The sequence below is a fragment of the Butyrivibrio hungatei DSM 14810 genome (assembly GCF_900143205.1).
Taxonomy (GTDB): domain Bacteria; phylum Bacillota; class Clostridia; order Lachnospirales; family Lachnospiraceae; genus Butyrivibrio; species Butyrivibrio hungatei.
Genome location: NZ_FRDH01000010.1, coordinates 44,576 through 70,767 on the forward strand (window position 1 = coordinate 44,576; position 26,192 = coordinate 70,767).

Consider the following 26,192-nt stretch of genomic DNA (forward strand, 5'->3'; position numbering starts at 1 on the left):
ATAAGTCTTAGGCATTTCTTTCATCATTAATAACATGAATCAGTGATTCGCCCTCAATTACTCCCTTTAGCTCGGTCTTCAAAAATGCCGGACGAATGTCGTTGTTTGAAAGCTCATCGAGAGCAACCCATTCCAGTTTCTCGTCATCATCAGTTGAAGTTTCAAATATAGCCTCCTTGGGCATATCCATTAAATAGTAATACTCTAACTCATGACAATCTTTGCCATCAATTGCTCCTCCCACGCCACGAAAGAAGTTCTCGCATATTATAGCAATACGTCTTGCTGTACATTTCACACCTGTTTCCTCGTATGTTTCTCTTTCAACGCAAGACTTGGAATCCTCTCCCATATGAACGCCACCACCGATCATATAATAGTATCCGCCAAATTTTGACTTCACAAACAGCATCTTATTATCGCGAACAATAATAGCTCCGGTCCTATACCTAAACCAATAATTGTCCTTTTCCATGCCACAATCAAAATACTTCGGAATTCTCACAAAAAAGTGCCCATCATCCTCCCCGACAACTTTTCCACCATTCTTTTGCATGACCTTCTGTGAGGCGATATTATCTTTATTTACCCGGAGATATATCTCGTCCTCCGGTATTATTTTCCTTGCCTCCTGAAGAGTTAGTTTAAGGCCCGCTGTGGCATAACCTTTTCCCCGTTCATCTCTTCTGATGCTATAACCTATATGGCCTGCGCCGCTCTTAAGTGCTTCTGTGAGATGATGCCTGATACGGAATTCTCCAACCAAACGACCTTCATCCCATAGATAATAGTATGTTTCCGGCACAAACCAGTCAGGCATATTAACCGGGTGTTCATAAGAAATCAACGTCGGTAAAACCTTCTCGATATAATCATCGTAAGAAACTCCGTTATACGGATTTGTTAAACCATTTTCATCTGTTGGAAGTGCTGTAGTGTATTCCCACTGAGCTTTAGCATCATTCTTGTTTATTTTCCTCAGTTCCATGTTTTCAGTCCTTTCTTGCAATCGCAGTGAACTCACCCGGGAGTTTTTCATTCTCCCATGAAGGATGTTCATCAAAACGCTCCAAAGTAAATCCGCTCCCGATGATAGAATTGATGATCTCGCTGATGGTGTACTTCCTGTAATGGCATTTCGGGATCTGCTTACGGATCTCCTCATCGTAAAATCTTGCGTGCGCCATCTCACCTTCAAAGATATCTGTTGAGAAATAACTCATGGTTGGCTGCTGCAGCCCCAGGATATCCGAAATCTTGGTAAAAGGATGGAAGTCGCTGCAGATCATCTTTCCACCAGGTTTAAGCAATCCGTTCATAACATTCATAAAAGCATTTATATCGTGGAAATAATGAAGGATCCCACCTTCCATGAATACGACATCAAAGAAACCGGCGTACCGATCCATATCAATTTCCATGATGTCGCAGACTTCATATTCGATCTTCACGCCTGCAACTTCAGCGGTTTCCATGGCATATTTCTTATTGGCTTCCGAAATATCAAATACAGTCACCTCCGCGCCCAAGAGAGCCAGTGGAATTGCTTTCTTGCCGCATGATCCGCAGATATTGGCAACTTTGATACCATCAAAAGAATCAAAGTAGCTTGCGAACTGCTTCAGCATCTTCCTGGGATTTTCTTTGTCCTTCGCGGCTCTTTCCTCCGGCGTTCCTGCAGTCCTAACCCAGAACTCGTAAGCATCAAACTCCCAAGCTTTCTTATGTTGTTTACTGTATTCTTCCAAAAATATTATCCTCCCGTCTTTTTATATGGATATTTATCTCTCAAGTTGAATTGCGCCATAACCTGCTAAACTAGTGTAGCTGTTTTTATATTTCTCGACTATATTGATTAGATATGATTTGTAATCTAAAAGGCGGAAGAAGGCGTCGATGGGGTTCCATCGACAACTGATGACAACGCAGTAGATTCAAATTATAGCAAGCATATAGTCGAGTTAATATAAAACAGCTACACTAGATATTCTTTAATCATAGCCTTTATTATATTAGAACTGATGGCATGTTGAGAAGTCTCAAATGTCATGATCATATTTTTCCCCAGAAAATATCCACTTTGCTCATATGCCTCTATCTTAACTACATTCTTGTTTGCATAAGCTATGTTATCCATCATTCCAAAATGTTCCCAGATATATTCCTTTCTAGTTCTGATATTAAGGCATGTAAAATCTGGTCTTACTGCTCCCATGCCCTTAAGTGCAAGTGGGTATTCATACCTGTATGGAATGCCACTTTGTTCCAGCATATTGGCTATTATCAGCTCAGATTTTGATCTTACCCTTATTCCATTGTTTGAAAAAAACTCTGTAACACTTTCATTAATTCCCATAGGCTCGTAGATTTCTTTTTTCCAATTCTCAACATATATATCCAAAGGTTCAATGATCGGTGTAACAAGCTTTTTCCTTGCATCTGCCATGCCCATATACACATTTTCAAGTGACTTTATATCATAGAGCTTTAAAAACCCCAAAATATCATTTCTGATTTTTACAAGTTTCTTTTTAAGTAGCATTTCATAATCTCGCTGTGCCACCTTCTTCAGTTTGTCCATTTCTTCGATTCTCGCATACTTCCGCTTTTGTGCGAGCTTGTCTACCCAGTAATACTGGTCTTTCCCGTTACTCTTACTTATTGCAATACCACAATTGCTCAAGCTTTTTACCCTTAACGCATTCTTATCAATTTGGGTTATTAGAGCATCTATCTCCTGTATTTGTTTTTCCAATTTTTCCTTGTAATCCTGCATCACCAAACTCCTTTTTCAATTCTACGTGCCCCCGCTTTATCTTTTGACTGTTATCACGTAGTGCCACAATGATACATCAGGCATTCTACGTGATACCCCTTATTAACCAGCCCTTTCTCACGTAATTTTTCCAGATATCTACTTATTTCTACGTGGACCACAAGAATCAAGAACAACACCTCACGTAGATGCCATAAATATCATGCATGTCACTACGCGAATAGTAGCTCAAAAAAGCCACTACTCACGTAAGCCGTCTTCTTTTGCCCCTTCTTTATCTATTATTTTGGGATTTACCAAGCTGTCCCAGAAAGAACAGCCATTTCAAAACGAACTTTGAAAAAACTATCTTGAAATACAAATGACAATATATAACAACTCAGAAAAAAAGTAAATAAATTTCTAACCGTATTGATTCCCATACGGTTATGCCTTAAGGATAAGACTCTGACGAATTCAGCCAGTATAACAACAAAGTCCCAGAAGCGCATAGGCGCTTCTGGAGCTTAATTCATTAACGTATATTATTTTATTCCAACTCTACAGTTCCTGGTGGCTTACTTGTGAGGTCGTACATTACGCGGTTAACGCCCTTTACCTCGTTGATGATACGGCTCATAACTTTCTGAAGGACTTCGAAAGGAATCTCAGAAGCCTCAGCTGTCATGAAGTCTATAGTTTCAACAGCGCGGAGTACGATCGCATAGTCGTATGTACGCTCATCGCCCATAACACCAACTGATCTCATGTTTGAAAGAGCTGCAAAATACTGATCAGGTAATTTCTTAAGTCCTGCTGCCGCAAGCTCTTCTCTATAGATAAAGTCTGCATCCTGAACAATGCGAACCTTCTCTGCATTTACTTCACCGATGATACGGATGCCAAGACCAGGTCCTGGGAATGGCTGACGGAATACCAGGTACTCAGGAAGTCCAAGCTCAAGTCCAGCCTTTCTAACTTCATCCTTGAAAAGTGAACGAAGAGGCTCGATGATTTCTTTGAAATCAACATAGTCAGGAAGTCCGCCAACATTGTGGTGAGACTTGATAACAACTGACTCTCCGCCAAGTCCTGACTCAACAACGTCAGGATAGATAGTTCCCTGTGCAAGGAAGTCTACTGTACCAATCTTCTTGGCCTCTTCCTCAAATACACGGATGAACTCTTCGCCGATGATCTTACGCTTTCTCTCAGGCTCTTCTACTCCCTTAAGCTTAGCATAATATCTTTCGGCCGCATTAACGCGAACAAAATTGATATCGAAATTACCATTTGGTCCAAATACGCTCTCGACCTCATCGCCCTCGTTCTTACGAAGAAGACCATGATCCACGAATACGCAGGTAAGCTGCTTACCAATTGCCTTAGCAAGAAGTGCCGCAAGAACTGATGAATCAACACCGCCAGAAAGAGCAAGCAAAACCTTGCCATCTCCAACTTTCTCGCGAATCTCCTTGATCGTATTTTCAACGAAGGAATCCATGCGCCATGAACCAGAAGTAGCGCAGATATTTCTAACGAAGTTATGAAGGATATCTTTACCCTTAACTGTGTGAAGAACCTCTGGATGGAACTGGATAGCATAGAGCTTCTTGTCTTCACAAGCCGCTGCAGCAACTGGGCAATCTGCTGTGTGAGCAATGATCTCAAATCCAGGAGCCACCTTGCTGATGTAATCGAAATGACTCATCCAAACGATGGTCTTATCTTCAACGCCTGCAAAAAGAGCATCCTTAGAGCCATCAATAAATGTCTCTGTCTTACCATACTCTCTGACTGGAGCCTTCTTGACCTTACCACCCAGAACGTGCATCATAAGCTGCGCTCCGTAGCAAAGACCTAAAACTGGAATTCCAAGTTCAAAAAGCTCTTTGGTATATGTTGGAGCACCTTCCTCGTAACATGAGTTAGGTCCACCAGTCAAAATGATTCCCTTAGGGGACATTTCCTTGATCTGCTCAATCGGAGTACGATATGAATAGATCTCGCAGTAAACGTTACACTCTCTGACGCGCCTTGCAACCAGCTGGTTGTACTGTCCGCCAAAGTCAATGACTATAACTTTCTCTTCTGCAGCCATGCTTCCTCCTACCAAATCTATATTGTTGGGTATCGTCAAACAAAGAAAATACCCGAGTGATGTTAAAATCCATCAATCGGGTATGATTATACACTAGCATGCTGGATATTAACAACATGAATATTCCATAAAAAAGTGAATTTCTTGCTTTAGTTAATATACCTTCTTACGGAAATGATGGATCTGTATGTAGCGGGACTATACTTGATACCTGTTTTCTGGGTACTAGCATGAACTATCTGTCCGCCGCCTATATATATTCCAACATGTCCGCCGTAGTAGATAACATCTCCCGGCTGAGCATCCGCGTAGGATACCTCTCTGCCGTAAGAGCCCTGTGCCCACGAAGTTCTTGGAACTGATATTCCGTAAGCCTTGTAGACTGCCATTACAAAGCCGGAGCAGTCAGCTCCATCTGTAAGGCTTGTTCCACCCGGAACATAAGGATTACCTACAAACTTGCATGCGTAATTTGCTATATTAGATCCCGTTGCGCTTCCCGTAGGAGCAACATATCCGGAACCTCCAGATGCACCACCTGAACCAGATGACGACTGGGAATAACTTGATCCAGAATCTGAATCCGAATCATTATTTGCCGCCTGTTCAGCCTGATATGCATCTTCCTTGGCTTTCTTGGTCTCGGCAACTTCTTTTTGCTTTTGCTCTATCTGCTTTTGAAGACTTGCGATACTGGACTGCTGGCTCTTAACTTGGGCTGTATACACAGCTGCGTCCTGCTTTGCCTTGGCAATCTTAACTTCATAATCAGCGTAAGTTGCCTTGTACTCTGCAAGCACTTCTTCCATGTATGCCTGTTCTTCTTCTAGCTCCATCTCCGAAGTTTCAAGCTCTGCCTTTTCTTCTTCAAGCTGCTTGCCATAGGCTTCAGCCGCTTCCTTGGCAGCTACATATTCAGAGAGCTTCTGTCTGTCATATTCATAAAGCTCTTCTACATACTGAACTTTATTGAGGGCATCTGCATAACTTGTAGCAGTTAAAAGAATCTGCACATACGATAGGTTTCCCTTTTCATACATGAACTTGATTCTCTGAGTCATTGCTTCGTACAATGTCTCTTCCTGTTTCTTGGCTTCATCATATTCTGCCTGAGTTATCTCTATCTGCTCCTGCTTGGCTGCTATGTCTTCTTTGATAAGTTCAATATCAGTCATGAGACCTACGATCTCAGCATTGGTTTCATCAATTGCTTCCTTAGTCTCACCCTGAGCTTCTGAATAATCATTTATCTGGCTGTTTGCATTGTTAAGCTTGTTCTGACTGTCTTTCTTCTGGTTTTCAAGAGCTTTCTTTTTATTCTCCAGCTCTTTTTGCTCGTTTTCAAGCTTCTCTTGTTTTTCCTGTAAATCAGTACTGGTGGTAGCCCATACAGGGTCTGCCACCAGTAAACTCATAACAAGGGAAATAGCTATCATATTAAAAAGACTTCTTTTTTTCATACGCATCCCCCTTGTCTAATCTCTATAGTCTAAGTATATCACATGCGTGCATTAAAGCTCACAATTTCCGACTGTTCTAGGGAATGACTCAACGTCTCTGATGTTAGCCATGCCTGTAAGGTACATTACGCAACGCTCAAATCCAAGACCAAATCCTGCGTGACGTACGCTTCCATATTTACGAAGATCAAGATAGAACTGATACTCGTCCTTCTTCATTCCAAGCTCATCCATACGCTTCTCGAGGATTGCAAGGTCATCTTCTCTCTGGCTACCACCGATGATCTCTCCGATACCAGGCACAAGGCAATCAGCTGCTGCAACTGTCTTTCCATCTGGATTAAGCTTCATGTAGAATGCCTTGATCTCCTTTGGATAATCAGTTACAAATACCGGCTTCTTGAAGATCTCCTCTGTAAGGAATCTCTCATGCTCTGTCTGAAGATCACATCCCCATGATACCTTGTAATCAAACTTGTCATTGTGCTTCTCTAAAAGCTCAATAGCCTCTGTATATGAGATACGACCAAACTCGTTGTTAACAACGTTGTTAAGTCTGTCGATAAGTCCCTTATCGATGAACTCGTTAAAGAATGCCATCTCTTCTGGGCAGTGCTCTAATACATAGCTGATAACATATTTGAGCATTGCTTCTGCTGTGTCACAATCATCCTTAAGATCTGCAAAGCACATCTCAGGCTCGATCATCCAGAACTCAGCTGCATGTCTTGTTGTGTTTGAGTTCTCAGCACGGAATGTAGGTCCAAATGTGTAAACATTCTTGAATGCGAATGCATAAGTCTCTACGTTAAGCTGTCCACTTACTGTAAGGTTAACTGGCTTTCCAAAGAAATCCTTGGAGTAATCAACTGCTCCGTCCTCAGTCTTAGGAACGTTGTTGAGGTCCATTGTTGTAACCTGGAACATCTCGCCGGCACCTTCACAGTCACTACCTGTAATAAGTGGTGTGTGAACATATACGAAATTTCTCTCCTGGAAGAAAGAATGAATAGCATATGCTGCTACACTTCTAACCCTGAATACAGCCTCAAATGTGTTTGTTCTAGCACGAAGATGAGGGATTGTTCTAAGGAACTCAAGTGTATGTCTCTTTTTCTGAAGAGGATAATCAGCTGTTGACTGGCCTTCAATCTCAACAGTCTCTGCCTGCATCTCAAATGGCTGCTTGGCTCCTGGTGTTGCAACGATAGTTCCTGTTGCGATAACAGCTGCACCAACATTTAACTTACTGATCTCTGCAAAATTTGAAAGGGCATCAGAATATACAATCTGTAAAGGCTTGAAATATGTACCATCATTTAAAACGATGAATCCGATTGCTTTTGAATCACGAATGCTTCTGATCCATCCGCCTACAGTTACCTTCTGGCCTGCGTATTTTTCCTGTTCTTCGAATAGTGCTCTGATATCTACTAAATCCATGGCGACCTCCCTGATCAAATTTTATTTATTCTGCTGGCTCTACAACGTTTGCATTTTCAACGAGGTAAGCCATAACCTTCTCGGCAAGAAGACCTTCTCTATAAACTTCAGGATCTACTGTAGCCTTGAACTCCTCATATGTGCTATATGCTGTAGTTGAAGCATTATCATATGCATCCTTAAGGTATGCATCAATATCTTCTTCTGTAACTTCAATTCCTTCATTCTTGGCAATTGCTGCAAACATAATGAACTGCTGAGTAGCTTCTGTAACCATTGCCTTAAGATAATCATCAGGAGTATCTGTTGAACCTTCCTGCTGGATCATCATTGTAACAATGTCACTAGCTGTAAGCTGCTGTCCCATGTACATTGAATACATGCTTGCATAGTACTCAAGTGACTCATTCTGCTGAATGAGATATCTGTTATAAAGATTCTGTGGAACCTCTTTAAACTCGCAAGCTTCTGTTACCTTTTCAAGAACAGCCTCTTCAAGATCTGAATCATACTTGTTTTGTGCGTCAGTTATCATACCATTCTTGACATATGTTTTAAGCTCTTCAAGTGTTGTAACACCCTCTGCTCCAAGGCCTGCTGCCCACTCATCTGTCATCTCATCTGAAGCCACCTTGATGCTGTTAACTGTAACTGTGAAAACTACATCTTTGCCTGCAAGGTTCTCAGCCCCGTAATTCTCAGGGAATGTAAGGTTAAGGTCTACTGTATCACCAACGTTAACACCTACAAGACCTGACTCAAAGCCTTCGATGTATGTGTTAGAACCAATAACAAGATCAGCACCCTGAGCTGTACCGCCATCAAATGCCTCTCCTGAATCAGCATACTTACCAACATAATCAATATTAACTGTATCTCCATCCTGAACTGCTCTGTCTGTTACCTCAGTCATTGGTGGATTATTTGTAAAGATAGAATTGATCTGCTCCTCAACCTGCTCGTCTGTTACATTTGGAGCAGCAAGTTCAACTGTGACACCCTTATACTCGCCAAGAGTAACGAACTCTTCTGGATTGATCTCTGCAAGAGCCATTGTCTCAAGGTTCTCAAGATTCTGAAGTGCAGAAATAGTCTGTGTCTGCGCGCCATCTGATGAACTTGTAGCAGCTGCATCATCTGCTGATGTACCTGTAGATGCATCTGATGTAGCTTCTGTGCTCTGACCATTACATGCTGTAAGAGCAGTTGCCATGAGTACTCCTGCCAATAAAAAAGCTATTTTATTTCTCATAATAGTTCTCCTCAATAATCTATTTTTATTTACATATTATTAGTAAAAACAATATTTTTTATACTACCACACTCTACCATTAGATTAAAGTATTTATTTGCCTTGTAGACCAAAGAATGCTAAAATAAACTCTGTTCATAATCAAATAGAAAAGAAATTCGGAGGAACAGGTTTTGAGTACAGGAGCAATCGTTGCAATCGTTATTGCAGTTATTTTAGTAGCAGCTATCGTTGCACTTATCATAGTTGGTAAAAAAGCACAGAAAAAGCAGGAAGAGCAGCAGGTTCAGCTTGATGCAATGAAGCAGACTCTTACAATGCTTATCATTGATAAAAAGAGAATGAAGCTTAATGAATCAGGTCTTCCTCAGTCAGTTATCGAACAGACACCTAAGCTTCTCAGAAGATCCAAACTTCCAATCCTTAAGGTTAGAGTTGGTAACAGAGTTATGAGTCTCATCTGTGATGAAAAGATTTATGATCAGGTACCTGTTAAAAAAGAAGTTAAGGCTTCAGTTAGTGGTATCTACGTAACAGAAGTTAAAGGTCTTCACGGAAAAGTTCAGGCACCTGAACAGAAGAAAGGATTCTTCAAGAATCTCGTTGCTAAGGCTCAGGAAAAAGCCGGAGCTAAGATGGTTAAATAACATAGTAAAAATAATTCGGAGTCAGCTTCAAGCCGGCTCCGAATTTTTTATTTCGATTATTATCATTGATGCTGACAGGACCTGTCCATCCATCTCAAGTTCATATTCAGCCATGAGTTTCATCTCATCTTCCTGTCTTATCTTAGTAAAGTCAAACTTTGTAGTATTGACCTTCATCTGCATTGTTCCGTAAGGAGTCACATATTCCGTGTCATACTTTAGCTCTTTTCCGAAGGCAAGCTTGGAGTTCATATCTCCGCCCCTTACGATTTCCATACTGTTCTCATCCTGAGCTATAGTGACTGTATTGTGGATATGAACACTCTCAGATCCAGCCTGCTGTTCCTCGTCATATTCAAGGATCCTTGTACCATCATCCAAAAATTCGTAGCATCCCTTGGAATTAGTAATTATCTTTTCTGCGGGCTCCCCAGCCCTTACATGGATACCAGTAACACTTACATCTACATTTTTCTTCATAATATCACCACCTCACCTATTGGGGTTAATAGGCTTTGTCAAAAATAATTCTGGCGCCAATCCGCTTTCTTCTACAGCTTTATAAGCTTCTCTCGCCTTATTCTCATCATCAAAGATACCAAATACTGTTGGGCCACTACCTGTCATAAACGCCCTGATAGCGCCGTTATCTTCAAGTACCTTCTCAATCTTGCTGATCTCTTCATACTTAGAAGCTGTTACATGCTCCAAAACGTTATCAATAAGGGCGCACATTCCCTTAAGGTCTCCATTTTCTATAGCACTTCTAATGCCATCGATGTCTGGGTGCTTCTCAATAGGCTTACTATCAAGTTCTGTGTATACCCATCCTGTTGAAACGCCTATTGCAGGCTTGGCTACTACGATCAAGCACTCTGGCATATCAGCTATAGCTGTAAGTTCTTCGCCAATACCCTCTGCAACCATTGTGCCACCCATGATGCAATAAGGGATATCTGCTCCAAGGCTTACTGCGAGCTTACACAGCTCTTCTTTGGACTGTCCAAGCCCCCAGATATCATTAAGTGCAAGATAAGCTGCAGCGCCATCTGTACTACCGCCTGCCATTCCAGCTGCTACTGGAATCCTCTTTTCAAGGTGAATATTGATACCTTTATCCACATTAAATTTCTCTTTTAACTGCTTTGCCACCTTACAGATGAGATTAGAATCATCTGTTGGAATAGACTCTGATGATGCTGTTAAAACAATTTCGCCCGTTTCATTTTCTTCAAAAGTTAATGTGTCATATATATCAACATTCTGCATTATCATTCGCACAATGTGGTAACCATCAGCTCTTTTACCAGTTACATCCAGTCCAAGGTTTATTTTTCCGTATGCTTTTCTACTTTGTTTCATGAAAACCGCTCCACTTCTACTTTTCTCAATCTTCTCATTCTTACTATACAAACTCAAGAAAAAAAATGCAAAAAAAAGCTAAAGTTTTTTTTAATTTAGCCGATAAGAGGATTAGGTAAACTATAGTTTCGTTTCAGCGCGATTTTAGTACCATCGCAGAAAAGGAGTTCTATATGGGCGTAAACGGAGTTACCGAGGTTACTAACAACATCGCAACTGCCTATGCTTCAAACGTTAATCCTAATTCTGTAGAAGAGAAAAAGAAAGACGAAGAAGTAAAGGTAAAAGCTGAAGCCGCTGCAGTTTATGAAAAGTCTGATGAAAAGCAGGAAACTGCCAAGACTTCGCAGAACGACAGAACCCAGATCATCAAGCAGATGCAGGCTGATGTGGCTACTCGCCAGCAGCAACTTTTGGACATTGTTCGAAAGATGATGGGCAAGCAGGCCAAGACATACGGCATTGCAAACAGTAACAATGACGAGGATTCTATCTGGAAATTCCTTGCAAAAGGTGATTTCACTGTTGATGCAGCGACAAAGGCTCAGGCAGAGGCTGACATTGCTGAGGATGGCTATTGGGGCGTCAAAAAGACCTCCGAAAGAATCCTTGATTTTGCCAAGACCCTTGCAGGTGATGACCCAGCTAAGCTCGAGAAGATGCGAGCAGCCTTTGAAAAAGGCTATGCACAGGCTGAGAAAACATGGGGCGGAGAGCTTCCAGAAATCTCTAAGCAGACCTATGCAGCAGTTATGAAAGGCTTTGACGAGCTTACAGGAGTTAGCACAGAACAGTAACATAATGGTTGCTAGTAACAGAAGGACCGCCGCTTTTTGAATAAAAAGCGACGGTCCTTTCCGGTGTATAAAGGTATTATTCTACAATACCTCTTATGTCGTTTATATCTTCAACGCCATATTTCTTCATATACTCTTCGATTCCAGTTACAACCTTTTCTGTAGTATATGGATCATGGAAGTTCATGGCTCCAACGGCAATAGCTGTAGCTCCTGCCATGATGAATTCGATGGCATCTTCAGCATTTGCTATTCCACCCATTCCAATAATAGGAATATTAACAGCATGTGCTGCCTCATATACCATTCTAACTGCTACCGGCTTGATGGCTGGACCAGAAAGTCCGCCAGTTCTATTGGCAAGAGCAAACTTTCTCTTGTAAATATCAATCTTCATACCTGTAATAGTGTTGATAAGAGAGATTGCATCAGCGCCTGCTGCCTCTGCCGCCTTAGCCATCTCAGAAATGCTTGTTACATTTGGGCTGAGCTTCATAATGATAGGCTTTTTGCTCTTCTCTTTTATTCTCTTTGTGATATCAAAAAGTGCATCCTTGTTCTGACCAAAAGCAATAGCACCCTCTTTTACATTAGGACATGATACATTTATCTCAAGCATTGATACCTTCTTTTCATCAGAAAGTCTCTCAACTACTTCAAGGTAATCTTCAACTGACTTGCCGCAGACATTTACAATAACCTCTGTGTCATACTTCTCAAGGAACTTAAGATCCCTTTCTACAAAGACATCAATTCCCGGGTTCTGAAGTCCTATGGCATTTAACATGCCTCCATACACTTCAGCTACTCGTGGTACCGGGTTTCCTGGCCATGGCACATTGGCAACACCCTTAGTTACCACTGCTCCAAGCTTATTTAGATCGACAAAATCCACATATTCCATACCAGAGCCAAAGGTTCCTGATGCTGTCATAACTGGATTTTTGAATTTAACACCTGCTATCTCAACTGCTGTATTCATCTCATTTCTCCTCAATCATAAGTCCAAAGTATCGGCATCAAAAACTGGTCCGTCTGTACAGATCCTTGCATTGTGAACATGAGAATGTTCATCAACTTCCTTTGTCTTGCAGACACAACCAAGACATGCTCCTACGCCGCAGGCCATCCTCTCTTCAAGAGAAAGATATGCTTTTGCCCCGATAGACTCTGCATAAGCCTTGATTCCTTTGAGCATTGGCATTGGACCACAAGCAAAGATAACATCGCACTCAACGTTGTCATTCTTCATAGCATCAATGACATTGCCCTTTGTTCCAACGCTTCCATCTTCTGATGCAATGTGCATTTCCGCATACCTGGAAAACTCATCACTAAGGAATGTATCACTGTTTCTATATCCCATTACTGCGCTTATTTTAGAAGGTGCCTCTGCGTCACTACGCTCAGACATTCTCTTTGCAGTTTCAAGAAGTGGGGGAACACCGATACCGCCGCCTATTACAACAGCTCTTTTGCCTGCTGCCTTATCTATTGGGAACCCGTTACCGAGAGGTCCAAGGATCATGAGATCATCCCCTTCTGAAGCCTTAGAAAACTCAGCCGTGCCACTTCCTACGACTCTGTACACAAGCCTTATTGCTGATCTAGCCTTATCCACCTCGCAGATACTGATAGGTCTTGGTAAAAGAGTTGATCTATTTTCCGGATAAACTCCTACAAACTGTCCTGGTCTTACATTTTGGGCAATTTCGGTTTCAAGCCACAGATCAAAAATGCCCTCTGAAAGCTTTTTCTGGCTCAAAACTTTTGCCGCTTTTTTCATTTTCTCAGCCATGAGATAATCTCCTTATTGTTTATCTATCTTCATATACTATCTGACCTTTGCAGATAGTATCGTAGATCTTGCCTGGTAGTCTCTCACCCAAAAATGGCGTGTTAGAAGACTTGGAATTACTCTGAACAAAGTTCCATTCAGCCTTTGGATCAAATATAACAAGGTCAGCCATGCCGCCTTCTGTAATATACCCTGCATCTATTCCATAAACCCTTGCTGGTCCTATGGTCATGCGCTTAATTAGTTCCATAAGCGTCATATATCCTGTGTTTACAAGCTCCCTAATTCCAAGAGCAAGTGATGTCTCAAGACCTGTTATGCCACTTGGAGCAATCCTTAGTTCTTTTTGCTTTTCTTCTCTTGCATGTGGAGCATGGTCAGTAGCAATTATTCCGATGCTTCCGTCCTTAAGTCCCTCAATGATGGCCTTTCTGTCGCTTTCAAGTCTAAGTGGCGGATTCATCTTGGCAAGGGAACCATATTTAAGAACCGCTTTTTCAGTAAGAGTAAAGTGATGAGGTGTAGCTTCTGCGCTAACCTTCACGCCTCTCTTCCTAGCATTTCTGATAAGGTCAACTGATTCAGCGGCACTGATATGCTGAACAACGATGTGTGCCCCGGTTTTCTCTGCTATATCTATGTCTCTTTCAACCATAGAGATCTCTGCCTGTCTAGGTGAGCCCTTAAGTCCAAGTTTCTCAGCAACTTCTCCGGCGTTGATTCCGTTATCTGTTATAAATTCTGGATTTTCTTCATGAAGGCTTATGACTTTTCCAAGTTTTGCTGCCTCTACGCAGGCTCTCTCCATAAGATCTGCGTCAGTTATAGGTTTTCCATCATCTGTGAAAAGAACTGCCCCAGCATCAATAAGTTCCTTCATGGCGCACAGCTCTTTTCCCAGCATATCTCTTGTAACATTGGCGCAGGTATATACTCTAAGACCAGTCTTAGCGCCCCTTGCAAGGACATCTCTGATAGTCTCCACGTTGTCCATGTGAGGCTCTGTGTTACCCATCATAATAACACTGGTAAATCCGCCCCTAGCAGCAGCCTTTGAGCCAGATTCAATGTCTTCCTTGTAGGTAAAACCTGGATCTCTAAAATGCACGTGGCCATCCACAAGCCCAGGTGCTACAGTTTTGCCAGTAGCATCAATCAACTTGTTAGAAGAATCCTTCAAAAGCTCCGCAACAAAGTCACTTCCTTCTTTGCAGATCTTAAGTATCTTGTCTCCATCTATGACGATATCCCTGATTTCTTCAGTTCCAGAAGCAGGATCTACCATGTAACCATTTTTGATGATCAGCATATATCCCTCCAACATGCTCTGCGTATGCGTTTCAAATTTGCATTAGCTATATAATACTATATAATCCCTTAAAAGAGAAAACTCTATTCCATTTTTCTTTAACTCATGAGAAAATAGACACGTAGTAAAGAAACTTAATGAAAAGAGGCATTATTCATGATCCGTACAATCTTAGCTGTTTTATTTGTAGCTATTTTCTTAATAGTAAGCTTACCTATCCAGCTTGTTCTTTTTATCATTGGTAAGTTCAATCCTATGTTCCTCAAAAAGGCTTCTCTTGCCATCGTAAGCTGGGCGTTTAACGTAGTTAACTTTATTAGCGGTGTCAAAAGAACTGTCATCGGCGAAGAGAATGTTCCAAAAGATCAGGCGGTTCTCTATGTCGGTAACCACAGAAGTATCTTTGATATCGTTATCTGCTATCCAAGAGTTCCAAATCCTACAGGATTTATTTCTAAAAAAGAAGTCCTTAAGGTTCCTCTTTTGAATATCTGGATGATCTTCATGGATTGTCTTTTCCTTGATAGAAAGGATATCCGCAAGGGCCTTGAAATGGTTCTCACAGCCATCGATAAAGTAAAGAATGGAATTTCAATCTTCATCTACCCAGAAGGAACCAGGATCAAGACAGATGAACCTATGGGCGAGTTCCACAAAGGAAGTTTCAAGATTGCTCAGAAGTCCGGATGTCCTATCGTTCCAGTAGTTATCAACCACTCAGAAGATATCCTTGAAAAGCACAAACCATTTATTAAGAGTGCCAAGGTAACCGTTGAGTATTGCAAGCCTATCATTCCAAGTGAGTTATCCAAAGAGGATCAGAAAAACATCGACAACTACGTCAAGAACATCATGCTTGAAACATACCTCAAGAACGAAAAACTCTATTCAGAAAACTAATTAAGCACACAAAAAGGGCCATCGCTACTGTAGCGATGGCCTTATTATTATCCCTTTGCGCCCTTACTTCCGCCGCCAAGATGTACTCCTTCAAGTACATTTGTCTCAAATGAATATACTACCTTGTGAGATTCTCTGTCTGCCTTAAGTGCAAGCTGGATCATTCTGTCTAAAAGGACGTCATATTTAACTCCAACAGGCTCCCATAAATAAAATGATAATGAACCAGGAATAGTATTGATCTCGTTAAGGTATACCTTATTTGTATCCATATCGATCATAAAGTCGATTCTGGAAACACCAGAACATCCAAGGCAGATAAATGCATCTACTGCCATCTTTCTGATCTCATCACGCATCTCTGCTGTAATATCTGCAGGAATCTTTCTCTTAAGAGAAGCCATTCCCTTTGATCCGCCAGTCTTGGCACCGCCCTTAGCTGAGCCCTTAGCGCCGCCAATGTACTTATCCTCAAAACTAAGAATATCATCAGAATTTATAGGCTCTTCACACTCAGATGCTTCTGCACTCTCGTAATCACCAAGAACTGAGCAATTGATCTCTTTGAGTGCTGTAATAGCTGGCTCAACAAGGATTTTTTTGGAAAACTCAAATCCAAGATCAAGGGCCTCTAATAATCCATCTCTGTCAGAAGCCTTCTTGATACCGATACTTGAACCAAGGTTAAGAGGCTTGATAATAACAGGATATGAAAATGCAGCTTCGATCTTAGAAACTAATGAATCTACATCCTCATAGTCTTTCCATGTATAGCACTTGCAGTCAAGAACTGGAATACCATTGTCCTTGAGAACTGTCTTCATAACGTACTTGTTCATTCCAACAGCTGAAGAAAGAACATCACAACCAACTACTGGAAGTCCCATAGTAGCCAGATATCCCTGAAGTGTACCATCTTCTACATTTGTTCCATGAACGATAGGGAATGCAACATCAACAGTTGAGATAACGTTATTTCCAAACTTCTTCATTGGGTATCTCACAAGAGAAACCTTATCGCCTTCCTTGATCCATACAACCTGAGTGCTCTTTTTGATAAGCTCTGGAATATGTGTGTACTCCTCGATCTTGTCAACGTACTCGCCAACATAGAAATCGTTGTTCTTGGTCATATAAACAGGAATAATGTCGTACTTGTCTCTATCGATATATCCAATAGCCTGAATAGCAGAGATAATTGAGATCTCATGCTCTGTACTCTTTCCACCAAATAAAACTGCAACTTTAAGTTTCATAATATGCCTTCTTTCCAAAAACTGATTCATTAAAAGAATTATTTATAATTATCAGGAAGATCATTCTCAAGGAGAATAACCTTTTCTCTTCCTGCATCTATCTCATACATAAGAGCTGTTGCCTCATTAAGAGTACTCTTTACAAATACTCTCTCTGGATCAAATCCAGCCTCTAATACGCCGCGCTTAATAGAAGCGCTGTTCTTTTCACCAACAAGAATGATATAGTCACAAACAGCTGCTGCCTGTCTGCCGAACTCTGCATTGTACTCATCCTCTTTTTCTCCAAGCTCAACCATACCTGGTGTAACAAGGATCTTGACCTTATCCTCAAAAAGAGAAAGTGTCTCAAGAGCAACCTTTGCTCCATTAGGATTTGAGTTATATGCATCATCAAGAATTGATACCGTGCCGTGCTTAACAAGTTCAAGTCTGTGTGGCACAGGCTGAAGCCTTCTGACTGCGATCTTTAGCTTATTCATAGGAATGCCAAGGCTGTTGGCCGCAGCAATAGCTCCTACGATGTTCTCAACGTTATGCTGTCCTACAAGCTTGGTTGTGTATTCTGCGCTGTCTCCACTTGGAGCAGTAACTGTAAATGTTGTACCTGCGCTAGTTACCCTGATATCTGTAGCTCTGTAGTCATTGCCCTCAGATGTACCATAGGTAATGGCATCACTATATTTCATGTGGCTACGAATGATCTCATTGTCGCCATTTACAAACTTAAGATGTTTGCCAGCTTCCTTTCCCTGCTCTTTTTCTTTTTCATCAACTGCATCTAAGAGCTCGTACTTGGTGCTGATGATGTTATCAAGAGAATGGAATGTCTCAAGGTGCTGATATCCGATGGATGTCACGATTCCATCATCAGGATGAACAATATCTGTGATCTCCTTGATATCATGGAGGTGTCTTGCTCCCATCTCACATACGAATATCTCATGTGTTGGCTTAAGATGTTCTCTAATGGTCCTTACGATTCCCATTGGAGTGTTGTAACTCTCTGGCGTCATTAGAACGCTAAATCCCTCTGATAAAAGAGTTGTGAGGTAATACTTAACGCTGGTCTTACCGTAGCTTCCTGTAATACCAACGATTCTGAGTCCTGTGTGCTCTTTTAGCATTCTCTTGGCATCATCGATGAAGTACTGATTGATCCTATTCTCGATAGGCTTATTTATAAGATTAGCAAGAGCTGTCATAAGAGGGAAGAATCCCATGTATACAGCCCAGATAAAGTAAACTGCAAGCTTATTTGTTATAAGTAAACTGATCACTGCCAAAATTAAAACAATTACAGCATCTGTAATGAACAGTCTCTGAATCCTCTTGGTAACAACAAATTTCTTTTTTGCTTTCTTTGGAATGTACATTGCAACTATTCCCAGCAAAAAGACTATTGTCAGAATGCTAGCTGGTATCTCAAGTCCAGAAATAAGCTTCATTATCGCAAGGGTGACCATTACTCCGATGTGAGGTCCATACTTAGTCTGCTGTGATCTTAGGAATCTGAAATACCCCTGAAACTGATAGCTTGAAAGCTGAAGCATATGAGCATAGTACCTAAGGCCCAATACTACTGCTATCAAATACAAAATAATTACTGCGTATATCATCTCAATTCTCCATTAATCTGCTATCTTGAGGAAGCTTCCCAAGATTCTGTTATATAAATAAGGATTCTCCAAAAATGAATAGTGACCTACTCCGTTAATTACTGCAAGTCCAGCCTCTGGCATAAGTTTCTCCATCTGCTGACCATCAGATAAAGGAGTTGCTGTATCCTTGTCACCCCATATCAGAAGAACTGGCTGAGTAACAGAAGGCATGTAAGGAACGCAGTCCTCATTGACCGCCATTACAAGGCTCTTTCTCATAACTGGTGAAGCTGCTGCATAATCGGCACTTCCAAATTTCTTTTGAAGCTTGTTAAGAGCATCTGGATCTATCTTAAGGATTCCGCTCTTTTCAATGAAATTCTTGTAGAAATGATATCTCTTGGTTCTCTTCTTTTGAGCCTCAGTTTTAACTGGAATGATACCCGCTGAGTCTGTAAGAATGATCTTGGGTATTGTGAAGTCAGCCTTGATCCTACCTTCATTGATGCCTGATGCAAGCTTTATTATGATCCTTCCGCCCATGGAATGACCAAGGAATATTACTTCCTTATCTTCTGGATAGAGCTTTTTAAGGAACTTCTGAACAAAGTCCACATACGCATCAACATTCATAGGTTCTGCCGGCTCATCACTTTTTCCAAAGCCAGGCATATCCATTGCTACCACGTGATAGCTCTTTTTGGCAAAAGAAATAACTCCAGCAAAAAGATCTATGTTGGAGCCCCAGCCATGAAGCATCACGAGAAGCGGACCACTTCCTTCATCTATGTAGTTAATATTTAATCCATCAATATTTGTATTCATAGTCAATTCATATTATCACTCGTAAAAGGCACATGCAAATCATATATTGTGTCAGCCTATATGTAAAAAATGCGCTCTTACTCTTTTACCAATATGCTCAGCATAAAGACAAACAAGGAATCATAGCTTGGATTATTGAGGATTCCAGGCTTCTGCCCATCAACATAAGTTCTCTCTGTGTACTCCGTCACATAATTGGTCACATCAGGATTCATTCCCATGAGATAATGTGCGTGATTCTCAACGATAGTCGTGTACTCATGATTATAGATGATGTAATCTGTGATAGTCAGGCACCTCATGTTGAACAGAATGCTGGCATAAATATTTTCACTGTCATAATCCGCCACAAGATATTTTGACTGAGTGGCCTTAAGGGCAATATCTTCAGATCTTTGCATTAGATATTTCATGAGCTTTCCACAAAGGTCCATGTCCACTTTCTGATTTGTAGAAAGATATGTGACAGAACCAAGGAAGATATTCTCGTCTGTGTTAAACAGCTCTAAAAAATCTCTTTTCTCAAAAAACGCCTGAAGGATCTGATCATAAGAGCTGTTGCCGGTTGCTCTATAGAGCTGGGCTGCTGCATTGAAGGCTCCGCTACTTTCCAGCACCTTTTGGTTATTAACATAGCAGTTCCAGGCTTTATCTGCTGCCCTCAGGCACTCTCTTGCAAAGTCTGGATCATATTCCTGATAAAAGAAGCTGAATCTGGCCAAAGTTGCTGCGAAACTTATAGTAGAGTCCATGGACACAGGGGTTACTACTACAGGATATGAGAAAAGATCTCCCCCCTTTGTATTATCTGTAAGGGCTGCTCCGTACTCACCGCCAGACTTTGGATCCTGCATCTTAAGGAGCCATTCTACCTCGTATCTGACTTCATCCAGAATATCCGGAATTCCATTTCCACTTTCCGGAATTCCAGTTTCATCAGTAAATGCCTCTTTGTTTAACTCATAAGCCAAAAGGAAGTTTTCTGCAATCTTACAGCCAACAACAGTATCTCTGTCAGCCTGTTCATCCATATGCCATCCACCTGTGACATCTATCTCAACGCTTGGTTCATCCTGAAGATGGGCCGCTATTGTATGGCAAGCGCTATGGGCATTCTCTCCAGCCAAGTTCTCTGAAAGCGCGATTCCGCAGCGGTTATAATAAAACTTCTTGCAGGCATCATTAAAAAGATCTGTATAAACAGTCTCAGAAATTGAAAAAGCATAGGACTCTCCAACTATATCTGCTGAAGCATAGTAATTTCCTTCTTCTTTTAGCTCAGTAAAATATCCGATAGCAGTATACTCACCTGTCTTTTCGTCGAAAGTTGGCTTAACCAGCTTTCCTTCGTATACCACTTCGCCCGTCTCAAGATTTCGTATCTGAAATTCAGTTGGCAGTTCTTTTGCCCTTATCAAAAGCTCTTTTTCTGAATCCGGCTTAAATCCCACCTGATCGACCAGGATATTAGGAACCTGCTGTGGAACTTCATAGTCCACATTTATAGTCTGGCTCTGTCCATTTCCGGTGATACCAGGAATCTCTATTCCATTCTCACTAGAAGAAGCGCCGCAACCTGCGACGCTTCCCGTAAACAGCACAGCCATACATGCTGCAAATATTCTTTTTGCCCCTCTTTTACCAAAAAACATAGTGTAATCTTATCCTACTATCCCCTAAATAACTACATTATTATTTTACGCGGTTATAATTGATAAGACAACCATCAAGGATTATCTGTCTCTCATCATCTGTGAGGTTTCCAAGCTTAAGTGTAAACTCAGTCATCTTGCCTCCTGATACAGCTACAGCCTTGATGCTATCATCTTTATTGGCTACAGCACTTCTGATTCCAGGGAAGAAGATATAATCCTTATTCTTAAACGGAAGATCCTCTGAATCAATGATAAATGGAAGCATTCCCCAGTTGATAAGATTTGAACGATATCTCTTTGTAGCATATTCAACTGCGATGTTAGCCCATCCGCCAAGAACCTTCTGACAAGATGCCGCCTGTTCTCTGGCCGATCCATCACCTGGCTTGACCGCAAAGATCGTAGATCCGATACCAGTGTTCTTGCTGGATACATCCTGATATGTCTTTGAGATTTCTTTTACCACATCTGAGATCTCAGCGCTCATGCCATCAAGTGGCGTATCCTCACGTCTCTTAAGTTCCTGTGCGTAAACCTCCTTGGCAAGACCAACGTATTCAGGGTCCTTTCTGGAAAGAGTAAACTCAGCAAGTCCAAGAGGATTTGATCTGTAGGATGATGTCTCACCTGAAGGAATAAGTTCATCTGTTGTTGTAACCGGATCATGGATCTCAGAAACAACCTTGAGGAGAAGGTTTTCTGGAAGCGCAACCATACTAGGCCAATCCTTGATGTTTGGTCCAAGCACGAGTTCTACGCTTGGGTCTGCCTTTCCATGTGAGTCAAATACTCTGTTCTTATAGATATTGCTATCGAAATGATACTTATACTTCTCAAAATCACCATCAAATTCTGTTGCTGGTGTAAGTATTCCCTTATTAGCCGCTGTAGCAGCAATTGAACGTGCATCCATAAGTGCAACAGACGCAACCTGTCCGTTCTGAACCTTAGAACCTTCTCTGTTAGGGAAGTTTCTTGTTGAATGTCTGATACTGAATGCATTATTTGCTGGTGTATCACCTGCTCCAAAGCATGGTCCACAGAATGCAGTCTTTAATATCGCACCTGATTCAAGGATTGCAGCTGCCGCTCCATTCTTGACAACTTCCATGTAGATCGGAGTAGAAGCTGGATATACGCTAAGTGTGAACTTGTCATTTCCAATATATTTACCCTTAAGGATATCTGCTGCTGCGCAGATGTTCTCAAATCCACCGCCGGCACATCCTGCTATGATACCCTGCTCTACAAGAAGCTTGCCATCTTTGATCTTGTCCTGAAGTGAGAACTCAACCTTGTCGCCAAAGCTTACTTTTGCTCTCTTTTCTACATCTGCAAGAATATCAGCTGCATTTCTGTTTACTTCATCGATCTCGTAGACGTTACTTGGGTGGAAAGGCATAGCGATCATAGGATTGATAGAATCAAGATCCACCTTAACTACTGAATCATAATATGCTACATTTCCTGGCTTTAGTTCTTTATACTCAGATACTCTTCCGTGAATATCATAGAATTCCTTGATAGTCTCATCTGTCTGCCAGATAGATGAAAGACATGTGGTCTCTGTTGTCATGACATCTACGCCAATTCTAAAGTCAGCGCTTAAGTTCTTTACGCCAGGTCCAACAAATTCCATCACCTTATTCTTAACAAAGCCATCACCGAACACTTTGCCGATAATTGCAAGGGCAACGTCCTGAGGACCAACACCCTTCTTTGGTGTGCCTTCAAGGTAGATAGCTACTACACCTGGCATATCAACATCGTAGGTCTGTCCAAGAAGCTGTTTAACAAGCTCTGGTCCGCCTTCACCAATAGCCATAGTACCAAGTGCGCCGTATCTTGTATGAGAATCAGATCCAAGGATCATGCTGCCACTTGATGCAAGCATCTCTCTTGCGAACTGATGGATTACTGCCTGATGAGGTGGGACATAGATTCCGCCGTACTTCTGCGCAGCTGTAAGACCAAATACGTGGTCATCTTCATTGATAGTACCACCAACTGCACATAATGAGTTATGGCAATTGGTAAGAACATATGGAATCGGAAACTTTGTAAGTCCTGAAGCTCTTGCTGTCTGAATAATACCTACATAAGTAATATCATGGGATGTAAGCTTATCAAATTTAACACAAAGCTTTTCCATGTTACCGGAAGTATTATGAGCTTTTAAGATTCCATAAGCGATAGTATTCTCTTTTGCCTTGTCTTTTGAAATATCTGAAACGCCATGAGCCTGAAGCTTGCTTGATGCCTCGGCATCATCAGCTATAAGAGTCTCGCCGTTTACGAGATAACATCCATTGTTTAGGGTTGTAACCATTGCCACTCCTCCTGCCTTTATACATGTATACAATACTACAAGCGATATTCTACCATAATTAGCTCATAGTTTGTATGATCTTTTTTAATGTGAATTGCAAATGATCTGAAGCTTTCGTGTCACCGTCTCTATTCCAGCGTTTTTTAATGCCGTTCTGAACTCGGCAACCTCTTCTTCAGGTGTGACATCATACTGCCCATAGGCAATCTTGGGCACATATTTGTTGCATACTTCGATAATAGGCCTTATCTCATCTAGTATGTCCGAAGACGCAAATGGTACACTATCCCAAGGATAGTCTATTGCATATTTTTCATATTCATCCATTAGTTTATAATAATCTTCCCAGGAATATGTAGCATCCTTTATCTCGTATTCATCTCTTCTGCCCCACCAGAAATTAAGCAGGATACTATCTCTGTCTGCATTATATCCACTTGGTCTTTCAAGCATTCCTTCACTGTTTTTTTCGTACTGTTCGCCTTCTATTCCATAATGGATCAGATCATAACACTCCCTGTCATTTCTAAGGAGGTCATAGACCATAAGCGCTTTTTCCGGATTTTTAGATCCTGCATAGATTGCCATTGCACCATGAAGTATGCTATTTTTGACTACATTCCCAGACTCTTTTCCAAACCAGTAAAAATCAACATCTGCGTCAGGAAGCATAACTTCCATTCTAGGTTTTATGATAGTGTAATAATTCTGAGTATGATGCTGTATTACTGCGCTCATTCCAGAATAGAATTCTTCGTCATTATCTTCTGCATCGCTGAGCTTATCACGCCAAACACCAAGCTCTTTCCACTCTTTCATAAGCTTTGCATATTCAACAAATTCATCACCTTCAAAATAAGGAGAAACTATTTTTCGTGGATCTTCCTGATATGCTCCCCAGATCCCATAGGTTCCAAGTTCATAGATAGGTACAAACTTCCTTACTGACATCAAATAACCAAGAGTACCTATGGTACTTGTGCCGTTTGCATCCCATGGAACCATATTAGGATATTCTTCTTTTACATATCTAAAATAAGCATCCAGATCTTTCCATGAGGACACTCCATTTAAACCTGCTTTATCTGCAATATCTTTTCTGTAGATAAAGCCGTGATTAACCCACTGCGTAAATTCATTTTCGGGAATAAAATAGATCTTGCCCTGATAACTGCACTTTTGCCACTGCTCCTTGGATACGCAGTTATATGTAAGAGGGCAATATTTACTGAGCATATCCTCAGTAAGCGGCATGAAATTGCCACCAATAGCATTCGGCCAGGCGTCTAGCCAGTCGCTTGATGTTGCCACCAGATCAAGGTTCACTTCTCCTGAGCTTAGAACCTTATCATAATTTGCAAGATAATCATCCCAGCCAACATAATATACATCCAGCTGGGCATTAGCCTTCTTCCTCAAAATGGTATTCAGCTTCTCAATTACTTTTTCAGACTGACCATTAGAAGGCTTATCACCTATCGTAAGATATGTAATAGTTACTACACTGTTTATTGAGTACTCATCAGCCCGGTTGTCACATGCGAAGCAAGTCATGACAAGTGCACAAATCAAAAGAACTGCAAATACTCGTTTTTTCACTATTAACTTCCCTTCTTCTCTTTTAAAAGCTTATTTCTGTTTCTTAGCTCCAAAAAGAACTCCTTAAGCATCTTACTGCATTCTTCCTGCAAAACACCTTTCTTGACACTTACCTGATGATTGAAATCAGGATTATTGAGTATATCCATAACAGAACCCGCACAACCAGCCTTTGGGTTCTCTGCTGCCATTATGACTTCTGGTATTCTAGCCTGTACTATTGCTCCTGCACACATCTGACAAGGCTCCAAGGTAACATATAATTTGCACCCCTCAAGTCTCCAGTCCTGCATAAACTTCCCAGCCTTCTTGATAGCTGTGATCTCTGCGTGAGCCAGAGGAGTTTTGTCTGTATTACGCCTGTTGTAGCCTCTTCCGATTATCTTATCTTCATATACGATGACGCAGCCAATAGGAACTTCTCCAAGCTTATAGGCTTTCCTAGCCTGTGCTATAGCTGCTTTCATGTATTTGATATCCTTTTGATCCTGATCTTGAATCCTTGATCTTGCTTCTAATTTCATAGTAGTATTTCTTTTTACTTTTTGTTATTATATTTGAACGAATTAATGCTTTATTATAGTATTATATCAAATTATGTGTAATGAGGTCATTTTATGAAAATATCAACTAAGGGAAGATATGCTCTTAGAGTTTTGATGGACGTCGCCCTTCATGATAATGGAGATTATATATCGTTAAAAGACATTTCAACTCGTCAGGATATTACTATCAAATATCTTGAACAGATTGTCTCAAGCCTCAGCAAATCTGGTTATCTTATCAGCATGCGTGGAAATAACGGCGGATACAGACTTGCAATGGATCCAAAAGATTGTAATATTGGCGAAATGTTAAGAGCAATCGAAGGTAATCTCAATCCTGTCGAATGCGTAGCCGGTGATACCGGAATCGGTTGTCCTTTGTCTAATTCATGCACCACTCTTCCATTCTGGAAAGGCCTTGACGAAGTAGTCAACAACTACATTAACAGCTACACTTTACAGGATCTTATAGATCAAAATTGACAATCCTTCAAAAACCAAGTATATTTGTAAGAGTCTTTATGACCCTTTGGCAGTTTTGCGAAGGGTGCATGTAGC

General features: G+C 41.1%; 23 protein-coding genes. 4 read left to right on the forward strand and 19 right to left on the reverse strand.

Annotated features, from left to right (window positions below; genetic code table 11):
* Positions 1–7: 7 nt before the first annotated feature.
* From BUA02_RS12005 to tig, 7 genes are all read right to left on the reverse strand, one after another.
* Positions 8–988, reverse strand: a complete 981-nt coding sequence (locus BUA02_RS12005; protein WP_072704461.1) for a GNAT family N-acetyltransferase — start codon at positions 986–988, stop codon at positions 8–10.
* A 4-nt stretch (positions 989–992) separates the two neighbouring features.
* The gene (locus BUA02_RS12010; protein WP_072704464.1) at positions 993–1,748 is read right to left on the reverse strand and encodes a class I SAM-dependent methyltransferase; all 756 of its coding nucleotides are present in this window, start codon (positions 1,746–1,748) and stop codon (positions 993–995) included.
* 227 nt (positions 1,749–1,975) lie between these two features.
* Positions 1,976–2,776 carry a hypothetical protein gene (locus BUA02_RS12015; RefSeq protein ID WP_072704467.1) on the reverse strand — a complete coding sequence of 267 codons (801 nt, stop codon included), beginning with the start codon at positions 2,774–2,776 and terminating at the stop codon, positions 1,976–1,978.
* Between the two features lie 529 nt (positions 2,777–3,305).
* The gene (gene guaA, locus BUA02_RS12020) at positions 3,306–4,856 is read right to left on the reverse strand and encodes a glutamine-hydrolyzing GMP synthase (protein WP_072704470.1); all 1,551 of its coding nucleotides are present in this window, start codon (positions 4,854–4,856) and stop codon (positions 3,306–3,308) included.
* A gap of 149 nt (positions 4,857–5,005) precedes the next feature.
* Positions 5,006–6,316, reverse strand: coding sequence for a C40 family peptidase (locus BUA02_RS12025; RefSeq protein WP_071177217.1), 1,311 nt, complete (start codon positions 6,314–6,316; stop codon positions 5,006–5,008).
* Positions 6,317–6,367: 51 nt separating this feature from the next.
* Entirely contained in the window at positions 6,368–7,759 is a 1,392-nt protein-coding gene (gene asnS / locus BUA02_RS12030; RefSeq protein WP_072704472.1) for an asparagine--tRNA ligase, read from the reverse strand.
* A gap of 25 nt (positions 7,760–7,784) precedes the next feature.
* On the reverse strand, positions 7,785–9,011 hold the full coding sequence (gene tig, locus BUA02_RS12035) for a trigger factor (protein WP_072704475.1): 1,227 nt from the start codon (positions 9,009–9,011) through the stop codon (positions 7,785–7,787).
* Between the two features lie 173 nt (positions 9,012–9,184).
* On the opposite strand from tig, the gene BUA02_RS12040 reads away from it, so the two are divergent.
* Positions 9,185–9,658, forward strand: a complete 474-nt coding sequence (locus BUA02_RS12040; RefSeq protein ID WP_071177220.1) for a hypothetical protein — start codon at positions 9,185–9,187, stop codon at positions 9,656–9,658.
* A gap of 27 nt (positions 9,659–9,685) precedes the next feature.
* On the opposite strand, the gene BUA02_RS12045 is transcribed toward BUA02_RS12040, so the two are convergent.
* Positions 9,686–10,138 (reverse strand): YwiB family protein, encoded by a 453-nt coding sequence (locus BUA02_RS12045; protein WP_072704479.1) that lies wholly within the window; start codon positions 10,136–10,138, stop codon positions 9,686–9,688.
* 12 nt (positions 10,139–10,150) lie between these two features.
* A complete protein-coding gene (ispE, locus tag BUA02_RS12050; RefSeq protein WP_072704482.1) occupies positions 10,151–11,020 on the reverse strand; it encodes a 4-(cytidine 5'-diphospho)-2-C-methyl-D-erythritol kinase in 870 nt (289 codons plus the stop codon).
* A 173-nt stretch (positions 11,021–11,193) separates the two neighbouring features.
* On the opposite strand from ispE, the gene BUA02_RS12055 reads away from it, so the two are divergent.
* The gene (locus tag BUA02_RS12055) at positions 11,194–11,817 is read left to right on the forward strand and encodes a hypothetical protein (RefSeq protein ID WP_072704485.1); all 624 of its coding nucleotides are present in this window, start codon (positions 11,194–11,196) and stop codon (positions 11,815–11,817) included.
* Positions 11,818–11,893: 76 nt separating this feature from the next.
* Here the strand turns inward: BUA02_RS12055 and BUA02_RS12060 are convergent, their stop codons facing one another.
* Genes BUA02_RS12060 through BUA02_RS12070 form a run of 3 tightly spaced genes read right to left on the reverse strand, consistent with a single transcriptional unit; the run spans position 11,894 to position 14,924 of the window.
* On the reverse strand, positions 11,894–12,799 hold the full coding sequence (locus tag BUA02_RS12060) for a dihydroorotate dehydrogenase (RefSeq protein ID WP_072704488.1): 906 nt from the start codon (positions 12,797–12,799) through the stop codon (positions 11,894–11,896).
* 15 nt (positions 12,800–12,814) lie between these two features.
* Positions 12,815–13,615 carry a dihydroorotate dehydrogenase electron transfer subunit gene (locus BUA02_RS12065; protein WP_072704491.1) on the reverse strand — a complete coding sequence of 267 codons (801 nt, stop codon included), beginning with the start codon at positions 13,613–13,615 and terminating at the stop codon, positions 12,815–12,817.
* 19 nt (positions 13,616–13,634) lie between these two features.
* The gene (locus BUA02_RS12070; protein ID WP_072704494.1) at positions 13,635–14,924 is read right to left on the reverse strand and encodes a dihydroorotase; all 1,290 of its coding nucleotides are present in this window, start codon (positions 14,922–14,924) and stop codon (positions 13,635–13,637) included.
* A gap of 156 nt (positions 14,925–15,080) precedes the next feature.
* Here BUA02_RS12070 and BUA02_RS12075 point away from each other — a divergent pair, with 156 nt between their 5' ends.
* Positions 15,081–15,824: a lysophospholipid acyltransferase family protein gene (locus BUA02_RS12075; protein WP_071177227.1), complete on the forward strand. Its 744-nt coding sequence runs from the start codon at positions 15,081–15,083 to the stop codon at positions 15,822–15,824.
* A 47-nt stretch (positions 15,825–15,871) separates the two neighbouring features.
* Here BUA02_RS12075 and BUA02_RS12080 read toward each other — a convergent pair whose 3' ends face one another.
* The 7 genes from BUA02_RS12080 to tadA all read right to left on the reverse strand — a co-directional run bounded on the left by BUA02_RS12080 (position 15,872) and on the right by tadA (position 25,613).
* Positions 15,872–17,080, reverse strand: a complete 1,209-nt coding sequence (locus tag BUA02_RS12080; RefSeq protein WP_072704497.1) for a D-alanine--D-alanine ligase family protein — start codon at positions 17,078–17,080, stop codon at positions 15,872–15,874.
* 38 nt (positions 17,081–17,118) lie between these two features.
* Positions 17,119–18,699, reverse strand: a complete 1,581-nt coding sequence (locus tag BUA02_RS12085; RefSeq protein ID WP_072704500.1) for a Mur ligase family protein — start codon at positions 18,697–18,699, stop codon at positions 17,119–17,121.
* 12 nt (positions 18,700–18,711) lie between these two features.
* Positions 18,712–19,506, reverse strand: coding sequence for an alpha/beta fold hydrolase (locus tag BUA02_RS12090; RefSeq protein WP_071177230.1), 795 nt, complete (start codon positions 19,504–19,506; stop codon positions 18,712–18,714).
* A gap of 77 nt (positions 19,507–19,583) precedes the next feature.
* A complete protein-coding gene (locus tag BUA02_RS12095; protein ID WP_072704503.1) occupies positions 19,584–21,158 on the reverse strand; it encodes a glycoside hydrolase family 9 protein in 1,575 nt (524 codons plus the stop codon).
* A gap of 40 nt (positions 21,159–21,198) precedes the next feature.
* On the reverse strand, positions 21,199–23,490 hold the full coding sequence (locus tag BUA02_RS12100; protein WP_072704506.1) for a hydratase: 2,292 nt from the start codon (positions 23,488–23,490) through the stop codon (positions 21,199–21,201).
* A gap of 84 nt (positions 23,491–23,574) precedes the next feature.
* Positions 23,575–25,089, reverse strand: a complete 1,515-nt coding sequence (locus BUA02_RS12105) for an extracellular solute-binding protein (protein ID WP_072704509.1) — start codon at positions 25,087–25,089, stop codon at positions 23,575–23,577.
* 2 nt (positions 25,090–25,091) lie between these two features.
* Positions 25,092–25,613, reverse strand: a complete 522-nt coding sequence (tadA, locus tag BUA02_RS12110) for a tRNA adenosine(34) deaminase TadA (RefSeq protein WP_071177234.1) — start codon at positions 25,611–25,613, stop codon at positions 25,092–25,094.
* 93 nt (positions 25,614–25,706) lie between these two features.
* Here tadA and BUA02_RS12115 point away from each other — a divergent pair, with 93 nt between their 5' ends.
* The gene (locus BUA02_RS12115) at positions 25,707–26,117 is read left to right on the forward strand and encodes an RrF2 family transcriptional regulator (RefSeq protein WP_072704512.1); all 411 of its coding nucleotides are present in this window, start codon (positions 25,707–25,709) and stop codon (positions 26,115–26,117) included.
* The last annotated feature ends 75 nt before the right edge of the window (positions 26,118–26,192 follow it).